Genomic DNA, 13,925 nt, shown 5'->3' on the forward strand with positions numbered 1-13,925 from the left:
TTTTCTGCTTAAAATCCATGCCATTTTTTTATTTTCAGCTAAGAATTCGAACCGGGAAAGCATGACTCGAAACTCGTCATACTGCACCTTACAGTACATGTGCGATGCAGTATGACGAGTATGAAAGAGTGGTGCGGATACAAAGGAGCTATCTATGTTTCATCTCGACACTTTAGCAACGCTTGTTGCAGCAACTCTGACGTTGCTGCTCGGGCGCAAATTAGTTCACTCTGTCTCCTTTTTGAAGAAATACACCATACCTGAACCTGTTGCGGGTGGTTTGCTGGTGGCGCTGGCGCTGCTGGTGCTGAAAAAAACCATGGGCTGGGAAGTCAACTTTGATATGTCGCTGCGCGATCCGTTGATGCTGGCTTTCTTTGCCACCATCGGGCTGAACGCCAACATTGCCAGCTTACGTGCTGGTGGCCGTGTGGTGGGTATTTTCCTGATTGTGGTTGTTGGTCTGTTGGTGATGCAAAACGCCATCGGTATTGGTATGGCCAGTCTGTTAGGTCTTGATCCGCTGATGGGGCTGTTAGCAGGGTCTATTACGCTTTCTGGCGGTCATGGGACTGGCGCGGCGTGGAGTAAATTGTTCATTGAACGTTACGGCTTTACTAATGCGACGGAAGTCGCAATGGCCTGTGCAACGTTCGGTCTGGTGCTGGGCGGGCTGATTGGTGGCCCGGTGGCGCGTTATCTGGTGAAACACTCCACTACACCGAACGGTATTCCGGATGACCAGGAAGTCCCGACGGCGTTCGAAAAGCCAGATGTAGGGCGCATGATCACCTCGCTGGTGCTGATTGAAACTATCGCGCTAATTGCTATCTGCCTGACGGTGGGGAAAATTGTTGCGCAACTTTTGGCTGGCACTGCTTTTGAATTACCAACCTTCGTTTGTGTGCTGTTTGTAGGCGTGATTCTAAGCAACGGTCTGTCAATGATGGGCTTTTATCGCGTCTTTGAACGTGCGGTATCGGTGCTGGGTAACGTAAGTCTGTCGTTGTTCCTGGCGATGGCGCTGATGGGCCTGAAGCTGTGGGAGCTGGCTTCGCTGGCGCTGCCGATGCTGGCGATTCTGGTGGTACAGACCATCTTCATGGCGTTGTATGCCATCTTCGTCACCTGGCGCATGATGGGCAAAAACTACGATGCGGCGGTGCTGGCTGCGGGTCACTGTGGCTTTGGTCTTGGTGCAACACCAACGGCAATCGCCAACATGCAGGCGATTACTGAACGCTTTGGCCCTTCACATATGGCCTTCCTGGTGGTGCCGATGGTTGGTGCGTTCTTTATCGATATCGTTAACGCCCTGGTGATTAAGCTGTATTTGATGTTGCCGATTTTTGCGGGTTAACCGATGAAGCGGCGGTGTAAGCGCCGCTTCAACAAAGACAAATGCCTGATGAGCTTCGCTTATCAGGCCTACATATTGATTCACAATTTATTGAGTTCGTAAGTTTCTGTAGGCCGGATAAGGCGCTCACGCCGCATCCGGCAGGAAGGTAGATCAACCTGAAACGGCGGTCTTCTCACCGCCGCCTTTTACGCATTCGAGTAACGTTCAGTCTCTGGCATCCAGCGTTCTATCAGGGCTTTTGCCTGCTGTGGGTAACGTTCATGAATATGTCGCGCCAGGCGCTGAACTTCCGGGATCATCGCCTGATCGCGCAGTAAATCCGCCACTTTAAATTCGGCATTACCCGTCTGACGTGTGCCTAACAGTTCACCCGGTCCACGTATCTCCAAATCTTTCTGCGCAATCACAAAACCGTCGTTGCTGTCGCGCAGTACTTGCAAGCGGATTTGCGCCGTTTTGGAGAGCGGTGTTTTGTAGAGCAGGACACAGTGAGAAGCCACCGCGCCACGACCTACACGCCCGCGAAGCTGGTGTAACTGCGCCAGACCGAGACGCTCCGGGTTTTCGATAATCATCAGACTGGCGTTAGGCACATCAACGCCGACTTCAATAACAGTGGTGGCAACCAGCAGGTGTAGCTCACCTTGCTTAAACGATGCCATCACCGCCTGTTTCTCGGCTGGTTTCATCCGCCCGTGCACCAGACCGACATTCAACTCTGGTAGCGCCAGTTTCAACTCTTCCCACGTGGCTTCCGCCGCCTGCGCTTCCAGTAATTCCGATTCTTCAATCAACGTACAAACCCAGTACGCCTGACGGCCTTCCGTTATGCAGGCGTGGCGCACGCGGTCGATAATATCGTTACGGCGCGTATCAGGAATTGCCACTGTCGTCACTGGGGTACGTCCTGGCGGCAGTTCATCAATGACCGAGGTGTCGAGATCGGCATACGCGGTCATTGCCAGCGTGCGGGGGATCGGCGTGGCGGTCATGATCAACTGATGTGGATGGAAGCCCTGTTGCTGGCCTTTCTCCCACAATGCCAGACGCTGATGCACGCCAAAGCGATGCTGTTCGTCGATAATCACCAGCGCCAGGCCGTTAAACTGCACCTGTTCCTGGAAAATGGCATGAGTGCCAACAATCATCTGCACCTGACCGCTGGCGATGGCTTCTTGCTGAGCCAGTCGCGCTTTACCTTTCTGCTTACCGGCGAGCCAGCCCACTTCGATACCGAGCGGTTCAAACCAGTTGCGGAAGTTATTGGCGTGCTGCTCGGCAAGTAACTCGGTGGGTGCCATCAGCGCCACCTGTTTGCCGTGCGCAATCGCACGCAGCGCGGCGAGGGCGGCGACCAACGTTTTACCGGAACCTACATCGCCCTGTACCAGACGCATCATCGGCACATCCAGCGCCATATCGCGCTCGATCTCCGCCACTACGCGTGCCTGTGCGCCCGTTGGCTTGAACGGTAAGGCGGCGAGGAGTTTATTTTTCAGCGCGTCATTGGCGCTAAGCGGCTGGGCATGGAAACGTTGCGCTCCGGCGCGTAACGCCAGCATGCTAAGGTTGTGCGCCAGCAGTTCTTCCAGAATCAGACGACGTTGCGCCGGATGCTGCCCGGTTTCCAGATCGCTAAGTTGCAGCGTTGGCGGTGGGCGATGCAGAGTGCGCAACGCTTCCGGTAACGTCATCATTCCTTGTGACAGTTCCGGCGGCAGGAGTTCTTCAATGGCGCAGGTGTCGAGCAGATCCAGCGCCTGGTCGGTTAATTTACGCAGCGTCGCCTGCTTTACGCCTTCGGTGGTTGGGTAAACCGGCGTGAGCGTTTCCTGCAACTCTGGCGTACTGAGATCGCCCTGTACGCGGTATTCCGGGTGGATCATCTCCGCACCATATTTACCGCGCTTTGCTTCGCCATAGGCCAGCACGCGGCGGCCCGTCGCCAGGCTATTTTTCATCGCCGCGCTGAAATTGAAAAAGCGCATGGTGAGAATGCCGGAACCGTCGCTAATCTGGCAGGTCATCATTCGCCGACCGCCGAAGGAGATATTGCAGTTCAGCACTTCGCCTTCCACCGTGGCATAAACGCCCGGCAGTAGCTCACCGATGGGGTAGAGATGGGTGCGATCTTCGTAGCGCAGGGGAAGGTGTAAGAGTAAATCCTGCACGGTATGCAGATTGATTTTCGCCAGCTTGTTACTTTGCGCTGCACCAACGCCCGTTAGGGAACTGAGCGGGACAGCATCTAACAGGCGACCTTTCATGGCGCTTACCCTACGGCCTGCATCGTGGCCCACCAGTCGGCATCGGCTTCAATTTCGCCTTGCTGATTGACGTGGGGGTAAGGCAGGCCTTTGCGTTTTGCGACTTTCGCCAGCACCGGATAGCCGCCTTCAAACAACAAACGTTGTTGCTCTGCTTCCGGCAACATACTGTTTTCACGCAGGTACATGCCTGCGTTTTGCCGCTGGCGCTGGGCTTCGTAAAGAATGAGGGCTGAGGCAACGGAAACATTCAGCGACTGCACCATGCCGATCATCGGAATGATGATGTCCTGATCCGCCAGGGCTAATGCTTCCTGAGTGATGCCCGTTTTCTCCTGACCCATCAAAATACAGGTCGGGCGAGTGTAATCAATTTCGCGGAAATCGACAGCGTTATCAGAAAGATGGGTTGCCAGAATCTGCATGCCCTGGCCTTTCAGATGGGCGACGGCATCGCCAATGGTGCGGTGCGTTTTCACCTGTACCCAACTGTTGCTGCCAGCCGCAGCCGAAGCCATAGTGCGCATCCGGCTGCCAGGCCAGACGGCGTGGACTTCATGTACGCCAACGGCATCTGCAGTACGAATAATCGCAGAAACGTTATGGGGTTTGTGGACCTGCTCCATGCAGACGGTCAGATCAGGCTGCCGCCTGGCGAGCATTTCGCAGATACGTGCATAACGTGTTGGGTTCATAAAACATTAATTTCGGTTTCGGGTGACTTTAATCACGTCTGGCATCACGCGGATTTTGCGCATGATATTCGCCAGATGCACACGGTCACGGGCGGTCAGACGAATAAAGGCGCTGTAGACGCGACCATCCTTTTCTTCTGTATTCAAACTTTGAATATTGGAGTTGGTCGTATTGATCGCTGCCGTCAGGTTTGCCAGCGCGCCCTGATGATTGAACATCTCCACCTTGATTTCGGTGATGAACTCTTGCGCCGTCTCTTTATCCCATTCCACAGCCATAAATTTCTCTGGCTCTTTCTGGTAGCCACGGATGTTACGACAGGATTCATGGTGGATCACCAGACCTTTACCGGGGCTGACGTGAGCGATAATTGGATCGCCAGGAATAGGGCGGCAGCATTTCGCAAAGGTGATCAGTACGCCATCGGCACCTTTAATTGGCAGATGTCCGTGACTTTGGGTCGCCGGTGGAATGGAAGCGTCCCCATGTTGCAGATTCTTCGCGACCACCACGCTCATCGCGTTGCCAAGGCCGATTTCAGCCAGCAGATCGTCAAGCGTTGCCAGCTTCATGCGGTCCAGTTCACGCTGAATATTTTCCTGCGGGATTTCATTCAGCTTACGGCTGCCACCCAACGCATGGTTGAGCAGGCGACGGCCCAGGCTTACAGAATCATCACGCTTGAGGTTTTTCAGCAACTGACGAATTTTGGCGCGCGCTTTCGAGCTGACGACAAAATTCAGCCATGCGGCATTCGGGCGAGCGCCCGGTGCGGTAATGATTTCAACGGTTTGACCGCTGGTAAGCGGCTGCGACAGCGGGTAAGGCTGACGATCGACGCGCGCGCCCACGCAGGCATGGCCGATATCGGTATGCACCGCATAAGCGAAGTCGACGGGCGTTGCACCGGCAGGCAGCTCGACAATGCGCCCTTCCGGTGTGAAAACGTAAATCTCATCCGGGAAGAGATCGGATTTAACGCTCTCGATAAATTCGAACGAGCTACCGGCGCTCTGTTGCAGCTCCAGCAGGCTTTGCATCCAGCGCTGAGCGCGGATTTGCGCGGTAGTACTGGTTTCGCCGTGCTCTTTATAAGCCCAGTGCGCGGCAACACCCATCTCCGCCATCTGATCCATATCTTCGGTGCGGATCTGGACCTCAACCGGCACGCCGTGCGGGCCGATCATCGAGGTGTGCAAAGATTGATAGCCGTTCGCTTTGGGAATGGCGATATAGTCTTTCACGCGACCCGGACGCGGCTTGTACAGGCTGTGCATCTGGCCGAGCACGCGATAACAGGTGTCGGAATCATTGACGATCACGCGGAAGGCGTAGATGTCCATGATCGAGTGAAAACGCTGCTCTTTGAGCACCATTTTGCAGTAGATCGAATAAAGATGCTTTTCGCGACCACTGACGCGGCACGGTATTCCCGCTTCCTGCAAACGCCCTTCGATTTCCGAGAGGATTTTTTGGATCATCTCTTTACGGTTGCCGCGCGCGGCTTTCACCACTTCTTTGATTACGCGATAACGGTTGGGATACAGCGCCTCAAAACCCAGCTCTTCGAGTTCGGTTTTAATGTGGTGGATACCTAAACGGTGCGCCAGCGGGCTGTAGATTTCGAGAGTTTCACGGGCGATGCGGCGACGTTTGTCCGGGCGAAGTGAGCCCAGCGTGCGCATGTTGTGGGTACGGTCTGCGAGTTTGATGAGAATGACGCGGATATCCTGCACCATCGCCATAATCATCTTGCGAAAGTTTTCGGCCTGCGCCTCTTTCTTATCGCGGAACTTGAGCTTATCAAGCTTTGATACCCCCTCTACCAGTTCGGCGACGCTTTTACCAAAAAGCTGTTCCATGTCCTGGTAGGTGGCGGGAGTATCTTCAATCACGTCATGCAGCAGCGCTGCCATTAGCGTTTCATAGTCGAGTTTCATCTCGGCCAGAATGCAGGCAACCGCTACCGGGTGCGTGATATAGGGTTCACCACTTGAACGTGTTTGCCCCTCGTGAGCATCACGTGCAACGAGATACGCCTGCCGCAGACGTTTGATTTGGTCTTCCGGCAGGTAGTTTTGAATCAGTTGATTCAGGCTTTCAAACAGATACAAGGGCGACCCGCTTTGTGATTAACGACGACCTTCAGCAATAGCGGTAACGGCTTGTAATTCAGCGGCTTCCTGCTCTTGCTGTTCCTGGCGTTCGCGCACGTCGAGGATCTGGTTGTTGATCAGACCTTCTTCGATTTCGCGCAACGCGATTACTGTGGTTTTATCGTTTTCCTCCGGTACCAGCGGATCCTTTCCGCCTACCTGCATCTGACGAGCGCGACGCGCGGCGACCAGTACCAGGTCAAAACGGTTACCAATTTTCTCTACAGCGTCCTGAACAGTTACGCGTGCCATACTTAAAAAGCTCCACAGGTGAAGAAATGACTGGGCATGATACTGAAAGAAGGTTCAGTCTGCCAACAATTTGCTGATTAAAGCGTCATGACGCTGCTTTTGGCGGCTCATGCGCAAGCGTTCGGCGCGAATGATAGTCTTTAGATCACCCAGAGCGGTGTCGAAATCATCATTCACTATTAAATAATCATATTCGGCGTAATGGCTCATTTCTGCAACTGCTTGCGCCATACGCTTTGCAATGACCTCTTCGCTGTCCTGACCTCGACCCCGTAAACGGCGGTCTAACTCAATTTTTGACGGCGGTAGAATAAAGATACTCCGCGCATGCGGCATTTTCTGGCGAATTTGCTGTGCGCCCTGCCAGTCAATATCCAGAAAAACATCCACGCCGCTCGCCAGTACTTGCTCAATGGCCTCGCGTGAAGTGCCATAGTAATTACCGAACACTTCCGCGTGCTCAAGGAATGCATCTCTGCTAATCATCTCTTTAAATTCATCATGATTAACAAAGAAGTAGTGTTCGCCATGTACTTCACCCGGACGCGGTGCGCGCGTGGTGTGTGAAACAGAAACCTGAGTGTCGTACAACGGTTGGGTTTTTAATAAAGCCTGAATCAGGCTGGATTTACCCGCGCCACTGGGGGCAGAAACAATATAAAGCGTGCCTTGAGCCATGAGTATCTTTCGTATGTGATTAAGCGAAATAAAGCCTACATACGGGCTTATTATACACGGCGCGGTCATGTGACGTAGCCCTTGCTCACACTTTTTGCGCAAAGTTGTTGCGTTTTGCGTACCTGTTTCCGCAATTCCCGGTCATTTACTGCAACAAAGACGATTCTCTGGAAGCGTCATCTCACACTTTATTTTTGCCTCTCGGTTTTGCATTCATCTCGTTGTATATCTGCCCGCCTGACTACAGCGGAGGTGACGATGAAAGTATGGATTGCAGTGTTAATGAGTATTTTGTGCTGGCAATCATCAGCGAAGGCGGTCTGCCCGGCCTGGTCTCCAGCCAGAGCGCATGAAGAAATCTCCCGCCTACAACAGCAAGTAAAACAGTGGGACGATGATTACTGGAAAAAAGGGAAAAGTGACGTGGAGGATGGGGTTTACGATCAGTTAAGCGCCCGCCTTGCACAGTGGCAACGCTGTTTTGGCGAAGAGACAACGGGTGACGCTATGCCGCCGCCGTTGAGTGGCACGGTTATCCATCCGGTTGCGCATACGGGGGTACGTAAGTTAGCGGATAAAAATGCGTTACGTCTGTGGATGCATGAGCACAGCGATCTTTGGGTGCAGCCAAAAGTTGATGGCGTTGCGGTAACACTGGTCTACCGTGATGGAAAACTGATTAAAGCGATCAGTCGTGGCAATGGGCTTAAAGGTGAGGACTGGACGCAGAAAATACGCTTGATTCCTTCTGTTCCGCAATCTGTTAGCGGAGCTTTGGCCAACAGCACCCTGCAGGGTGAGATATTTCTCCAGCGTGATGGGCATATCCAACAACAAATGGGAGGAATGAATGCCCGTTCAAAGGTCGCTGGCATTTTGATGCGTCAGGACAATAGCGACACGCTGCATTCACTGGGCGTGTTTATCTGGGCGTGGCCGGATGGACCACAGTTGATGGCCGAGCGATTACAGCAGCTTGCTACTGCGGGCTTTACTTTGACGCAGAAGTATACCCTTGCGGTGAAAAGCGCAGAAGAGGTTGAGCGAGCTCGTAATGAGTGGTGGAAAGCGAAATTGCCCTTCGTCACCGATGGCGTGGTGGTGCGAGCGGCTAAGGAACCCGAATCCCGTCATTGGCTACCGGGTCAGGCGGACTGGCTGATAGCGTGGAAATATCAGCCTGTGGCCCAGGTTACTGAAGTAAACGCGATACAGTTTGCTGTCGGTAAGAGCGGAAAAATCTCGGTGGTGGCGTCACTCGCGCCTGTCATGCTGGATGATAAAAAAGTCCAGCGGGTGAACATTGGTTCCGTCAGACGTTGGCAGGAGTGGGACATTGCACCTGGCGATCAAATCCTTGTGAGTCTTGCCGGTCAGGGTATTCCACGCATTGATGAAGTGGTCTGGCGCGGAGCAGAACGCACAAAACCGACGCCGCCAGAAAACCGTTTTAACGCGTTGACATGCTACTTCGCTTCTGATGTTTGTCAGGAACAATTCATATCGCGATTAGTTTGGCTGGGATCAAAACAGGTTTTGGGGCTGGAGGGCATCGGTGAATCTGGCTGGCGCTCGCTACATCAGACGCATCGCTTTGAGCATATTTTTTCCTGGCTTTCATTAACGCCAGAGCAATTGCAGCACACGCCGGGGATCGCGAAGAGTAAAGGTGAGCAGTTGTGGCATCAGTTTAACCTGGCACGTCAGCAGCCTTTTACTCGCTGGGTGATGGCAATGGGAATACCGTTAACCCAAACGGCGCTTAATGCCAACGACTTCAGCTCCTGGGCGCAACTTTTGCAGAGAAGCGAACAGTATTGGCAGCAACTACCGGGGACAGGGCTGCGTCGCGCAAGTCAGGTTATGGAATGGAAGAATAATGCGCAAATCAAGATGCTGGGCAACTGGCTGGCTGCCCAGCAGATCACAGGTTTTGTGCCTTAGTGACCTTCGTGGCTGTAATAAAAAACCGGTAATCCCAGTTTAAGACGCAGCGCCAGCAAGCGAGCGAAAAAGCCGAATACCAGGGTGGAAATAATCACCACATCATGGTTGGAAACATAGTGTTGCAGCGCGATATACAGCACGGCGGAAGCAAAGGAAACCCCGGCGTACAGCTCTTTCTGGAATACCAGAGGGATGCGTTTACAGAACATATCGCGCAAAACGCCGCCAAACACGCCAGTCGTCACAGCCGCGACAACGGCAATGATCGGGCCGTGTCCCATATCCAGCGCGACCTGTGCGCCAATGATAGAAAAAACCACCAGTCCGAGTGCATCGAGGACCAGAAAGACTTTACGCAGGTAAGGCATCACGGGAGCAACGATGGTGGTGAACACGGCGGCGGTGGCGACGATAATCACATACTCCGGGTGTTTGACCCAGCCAAGCGGATAGTGGCCCAGCAGAATATCACGTACTGATCCTCCGCCAATTGCGGTGGCGGTAGCAATGATAATTACGCCAAATGTATCCATGCGCCGCCGTCCGGCCGCCAGCGCCCCTGTCATGGCTTCGGCAGTAATGCCAACCAAATACAAAATGTGTAACAGCATGGTTCTCTCCCTAAAAATCTGCCTGGCAGGGTAGCGATTTGTGTGCAATGTCACGATTGAGATTTTTTAAGGAGAGAATGGATTGATAATTTGTAGTTATGTGAAATTGCTATTTTCTGTAGTAAGAATGCATTTTTCTGATTTTGTGATAAGTAAAATGCATTAGAAAAAGTATGGAGTAAATAAATATGAGGACGAAACTATATGCGTAGCGCCGCTGTAATTAACAACGGCCTACGGAGATATGTCGCTTACTCGATGTTCTGAATCTGCTCGCGCATCTGCTCGATCAACACTTTCAGCTCGATGGCGGAGTTTGTCACTTCGGCATTGATAGATTTCGACGCAAGAGTGTTCGACTCGCGGTTGAACTCCTGCATCATAAAGTCCAGACGACGGCCAACCGCTTCTTTTTTCTTCAGAATGTTGTACGTTTCTTTAACATGCGCTTCGAGGCGGTCCAGCTCTTCGGCAACGTCAATTCGTTGTGCCAGCAGAACCAACTCCTGCTCCAGACGGTTATTTTCCAGCTGTACCTGGGCATCTTCCAGCTTTGCGACCAGACGCTCGCGCTGCCATTGCAGGATTTCCGGCATATGGGCGCGGACTTTGACCACTTCGGCGGTGACGCCTTCCAGACGCTGCTCGATCAATGCTTTCAGCGCCTGACCTTCGGTTTCACGCGCGATGATAAAGTCGTCCAGGGTGCCATCCAACGCCGCAAGAATTTCAGCAGCAATGGCGTCGAGATCCTGCTCCTGGGCTGCCATCACGCCTGGCCAGCGCAGAATATCAACCGGGTTGATTTCCCCTTCGTCGCTCTGCATTTTTACCCAGTTCGCGGCAGTTACCAGCTGTTTAGCCAGTTTTTCGTTGAGGATCAGCTCACCTTGCGCGCTGACATCGGGTTCATAGCGCAGGGTACATTCCACTTTACCGCGCGTCAGGCGAGAACGAATACGCTCGCGAACGACAGGTTCAAGGCTACGGAACTGCTCCGGCAGACGAAAGTAAGTTTCCAGATAACGCTGGTTTACCGAGCGCATTTCCCAGGTTGCGCTCCCCCATTCACCCTTGATTTCACGCCGGGCGTAGGCGGTCATACTGCGGATCATAGACGTTCCTGTTTATAAAAGGAGAGGTGGAAGGATTATAGCCATCGATGCCTTGTCAGGATAGGAATAACCGCCGGAAGTCCGTATAATGCGCAGCCACATTTGTTTCAAGCCGGAGATTTCAATATGCGTCCAGCAGGCCGTAGCAATAATCAGGTGCGTCCCGTTACCCTGACTCGTAACTATACAAAACATGCAGAAGGCTCGGTGCTGGTCGAATTTGGCGATACCAAAGTGTTGTGTACCGCCTCTATTGAAGAAGGCGTGCCGCGCTTCCTGAAAGGTCAGGGCCAGGGCTGGATCACCGCAGAATACGGTATGCTGCCGCGTTCTACTCATACCCGTAATGCCCGTGAAGCGGCGAAAGGTAAGCAGGGCGGCCGCACGATGGAAATCCAGCGTCTGATCGCTCGTGCATTGCGCGCCGCAGTAGATTTGAAAGCCCTCGGTGAGTTTACTATTACGCTGGATTGCGACGTACTTCAGGCCGATGGCGGCACCCGCACTGCTTCTATCACCGGTGCTTGTGTTGCACTAGCCGATGCCCTGAATAAACTGGTTGAAAATGGCAAGCTGAAAACCAATCCAATGAAAGGGATGGTAGCCGCGGTTTCTGTCGGTATTGTTAACGGCGAAGCGATTTGCGATCTGGAATACGTTGAAGACTCAGCGGCTGAAACGGACATGAACGTGGTGATGACCGAAGACGGGCGCATCATTGAAGTGCAGGGGACGGCAGAAGGCGAGCCGTTCACCCATGAAGAGCTACTCACCTTGTTGGCGCTTGCCCGAGGGGGAATCGAATCCATTGTAGCGACGCAGAAGGCGGCGCTGGCAAACTGATTTTTAAGGCGACTGATGAGTCGCCTTTTTTTTGTCTGTAGAAAAGTAAGATGAGGAGCGAAGGCATGAAACCATATCAGCGCCAGTTTATTGAATTTGCGCTTAGCAAGCAGGTGTTAAAGTTTGGCGAGTTTACGCTGAAATCCGGGCGTAAAAGCCCTATTTCTTCAACGCCGGGCTGTTTAATACCGGGCGCGACCTGGCACTGTTAGGCCGTTTTTACGCTGAAGCATTGGTGGATTCCAGCATTGAGTTCGATCTGCTGTTTGGCCCTGCTTACAAAGGGATCCCGATTGCCACCACAACCGCCGTGGCGCTGGCGGAGCATCATGACCTGGACCTGCCGTACTGCTTTAACCGCAAAGAAGCAAAAGATCACGGTGAAGGCGGCAATCTGGTTGGTAGCGCGTTACAAGGCCGTGTGATGCTGGTGGATGATGTGATCACCGCCGGGACGGCGATTCGCGAGTCGATGGAAATTATTCAGGCCAATGGCGCGACGCTTGCTGGCGTGCTGATTTCGCTCGATCGTCAGGAACGGGGTCGCGGCGAAATTTCGGCGATTCAGGAAGTTGAGCGTGATTACAACTGCAAGGTGATCTCTATCATCACCCTGAAAGACTTGATTGCCTATCTGGAAGAGAAACCAGAAATGGCGGAACATCTGGCGGCGGTTAAGGCCTATCGCGAAGAGTTTGGCGTTTAAAAATATGCGCTGCGCAGGGTTTTTGCTGTGCGCAGCGTGATGCGCTTTAAGATATCGTGTTAATCTGCTTTCGCCAGCAGTGGCGATAGCGTTTCCGGCCTTTTGTGCCGGGAGGGTCGGCGAGTCGCCGACTTAACGCCAGTAGTTTGTCCATATACCCAAAGCCGCTTCATTGTACTTAAGTACGCTTCGCGTACGTCGCGCTGACGCGCTCAGTACAGTTACGCGCCTTCGGGATGGTTTGATGGTATTGCCGCTGTTGGTGCCTCTTTTGGCCGCCGTGATGTGGAGAGTGGAATGGATGCTACCCGGATAACCCTTCTGGCGCTCGATTTGTTCGGCTCGCCGGGCTGGAGTGCCGATAAAGAAATACAGCGGCTGTATGCGCTCAGTAATCATGTCGGACGCCATTACCGACGCATTATTCTTTCTAAGTGCCACGGTGGTCAGCGGATGGTGCTAGCCCCTGATTACTTGCTCAAAACCGTACAGCGCAACATTCTTAAGAACGTACTTTCACGATTTCCGCTTTCCCCTTTTGCTACCGCCTACCGGCCAGGTTGCCCAATCGTCAGCAACGCGCAGCCACACTGCCAACAGCCGCAGATCCTGAAACTCGATATCGAAAACTTTTTCGATAGCATTAGCTGGTTACAGGTCTGGCGTGTATTTCGCCAGGCCCAGTTGCCACGTAATGTGGTAACCATGCTGACTTGGCTTTGTTGTTATAACGACGCGTTACCGCAGGGGGCACCAACTTCGCCAGCCATTTCCAATCTTGTGATGCGCTGTTTTGATGAGCGCATAGGGGAATGGTGTCAGACTCGGGGAATTACCTACACCCGCTACTGCGATGACATGACCTTTTCCGGTCACTTCAATGCCCGCCAGGTTAAAAATAAAGTGTGCGGATTGTTAGCGGAACTGGGCCTGAGCCTCAATCAACGCAAAAGCTGCCTGATAGGTGCCTGTAAGCGCCAGCAGGTAACCGGGATTGTTGTTAATCACAAACCACAGCTTGCCCGTGAAGCTCGCCGGGCGCTGCGTCAGGAGGTGCATTTGTGCCAAAAATATGGCGTTATTTCGCATCTTAGTCATCGTGGTGAACTTGATCCTTCAGGCGATCTCCACGCACAGGCAACGGCGTATCTGTATGCTTTGCAGGGAAGAATAAACTGGTTATTGCAAATCAACCCTGAGGATGAGGCCTTTAAACAGGCGAGGGAAAGTGTAAAGCGAATGCTGGTGGCATGGTAAGAAAAGCGTCAGGCAGACGTTTCTGCCTGAACGT

11 protein-coding genes and 1 pseudogene are annotated in these 13,925 nt (G+C 53.0%); 5 read left to right on the top strand and 7 right to left on the bottom strand.

The features are described 5' to 3' along the window. Positions 1-154 precede the first annotated feature (154 nt). Entirely contained in the window at positions 155-1,360 is a 1,206-nt protein-coding gene (gene gltS, locus FFT88_RS13210; protein ID WP_064526038.1) for a sodium/glutamate symporter, read from the top strand. 188 nt (positions 1,361-1,548) lie between these two features. Here the strand turns inward: gltS and recG are convergent, their stop codons facing one another. The 5 genes from recG to gmk are packed head-to-tail and all read right to left on the bottom strand — an operon-like array spanning position 1,549 to position 7,412. Further along, positions 1,549-3,630 (bottom strand): ATP-dependent DNA helicase RecG, encoded by a 2,082-nt coding sequence (gene recG, locus FFT88_RS13215; RefSeq protein WP_130215146.1) that lies wholly within the window; start codon positions 3,628-3,630, stop codon positions 1,549-1,551. Between the two features lie 5 nt (positions 3,631-3,635). After that, entirely contained in the window at positions 3,636-4,325 is a 690-nt protein-coding gene (gene trmH, locus FFT88_RS13220; RefSeq protein WP_135403709.1) for a tRNA (guanosine(18)-2'-O)-methyltransferase TrmH, read from the bottom strand. 6 nt (positions 4,326-4,331) lie between these two features. Next, the gene (gene spoT / locus FFT88_RS13225; RefSeq protein ID WP_130215150.1) at positions 4,332-6,440 is read right to left on the bottom strand and encodes a bifunctional GTP diphosphokinase/guanosine-3',5'-bis pyrophosphate 3'-pyrophosphohydrolase; all 2,109 of its coding nucleotides are present in this window, start codon (positions 6,438-6,440) and stop codon (positions 4,332-4,334) included. Positions 6,441-6,458: 18 nt separating this feature from the next. Further along, the gene (gene rpoZ, locus FFT88_RS13230) at positions 6,459-6,734 is read right to left on the bottom strand and encodes a DNA-directed RNA polymerase subunit omega (RefSeq protein WP_000135058.1); all 276 of its coding nucleotides are present in this window, start codon (positions 6,732-6,734) and stop codon (positions 6,459-6,461) included. A 54-nt stretch (positions 6,735-6,788) separates the two neighbouring features. Further along, complete coding sequence (gene gmk, locus FFT88_RS13235) at positions 6,789-7,412, bottom strand: guanylate kinase (protein ID WP_010344504.1); 624 nt, start codon at positions 7,410-7,412, stop codon at positions 6,789-6,791. A gap of 258 nt (positions 7,413-7,670) precedes the next feature. Between gmk and ligB the strand changes: the two genes are divergently transcribed. Further along, positions 7,671-9,356 carry an NAD-dependent DNA ligase LigB gene (ligB, locus tag FFT88_RS13240; RefSeq protein WP_135403708.1) on the top strand — a complete coding sequence of 562 codons (1,686 nt, stop codon included), beginning with the start codon at positions 7,671-7,673 and terminating at the stop codon, positions 9,354-9,356. On the opposite strand, the gene FFT88_RS13245 is transcribed toward ligB, so the two are convergent. Together FFT88_RS13245 and FFT88_RS13250 are read right to left on the bottom strand one after the other, a co-directional pair. Continuing rightward, complete coding sequence (locus tag FFT88_RS13245; protein ID WP_064526048.1) at positions 9,353-9,970, bottom strand: trimeric intracellular cation channel family protein; 618 nt, start codon at positions 9,968-9,970, stop codon at positions 9,353-9,355. The genes ligB and FFT88_RS13245 overlap by 4 nt on opposite strands. 251 nt (positions 9,971-10,221) lie before the next feature. Further along, positions 10,222-11,085, bottom strand: coding sequence for a YicC/YloC family endoribonuclease (locus FFT88_RS13250; protein ID WP_000621326.1), 864 nt, complete (start codon positions 11,083-11,085; stop codon positions 10,222-10,224). Positions 11,086-11,211: 126 nt separating this feature from the next. Between FFT88_RS13250 and rph the strand changes: the two genes are divergently transcribed. The 3 genes and pseudogenes from rph to FFT88_RS13265 all read left to right on the top strand — a co-directional run bounded on the left by rph (position 11,212) and on the right by FFT88_RS13265 (position 13,891). Then, on the top strand, positions 11,212-11,928 hold the full coding sequence (gene rph / locus FFT88_RS13255) for a ribonuclease PH (RefSeq protein ID WP_001247086.1): 717 nt from the start codon (positions 11,212-11,214) through the stop codon (positions 11,926-11,928). A 65-nt stretch (positions 11,929-11,993) separates the two neighbouring features. Next, positions 11,994-12,634 (top strand): annotated as a pseudogene (gene pyrE / locus FFT88_RS13260) (orotate phosphoribosyltransferase). 297 nt (positions 12,635-12,931) lie between these two features. Next, positions 12,932-13,891, top strand: a complete 960-nt coding sequence (locus FFT88_RS13265; RefSeq protein ID WP_135403707.1) for a reverse transcriptase family protein — start codon at positions 12,932-12,934, stop codon at positions 13,889-13,891. The last annotated feature ends 34 nt before the right edge of the window (positions 13,892-13,925 follow it).

Source organism: Escherichia sp. E4930 (assembly GCF_005845405.1).
Lineage (GTDB): Bacteria > Pseudomonadota > Gammaproteobacteria > Enterobacterales > Enterobacteriaceae > Escherichia.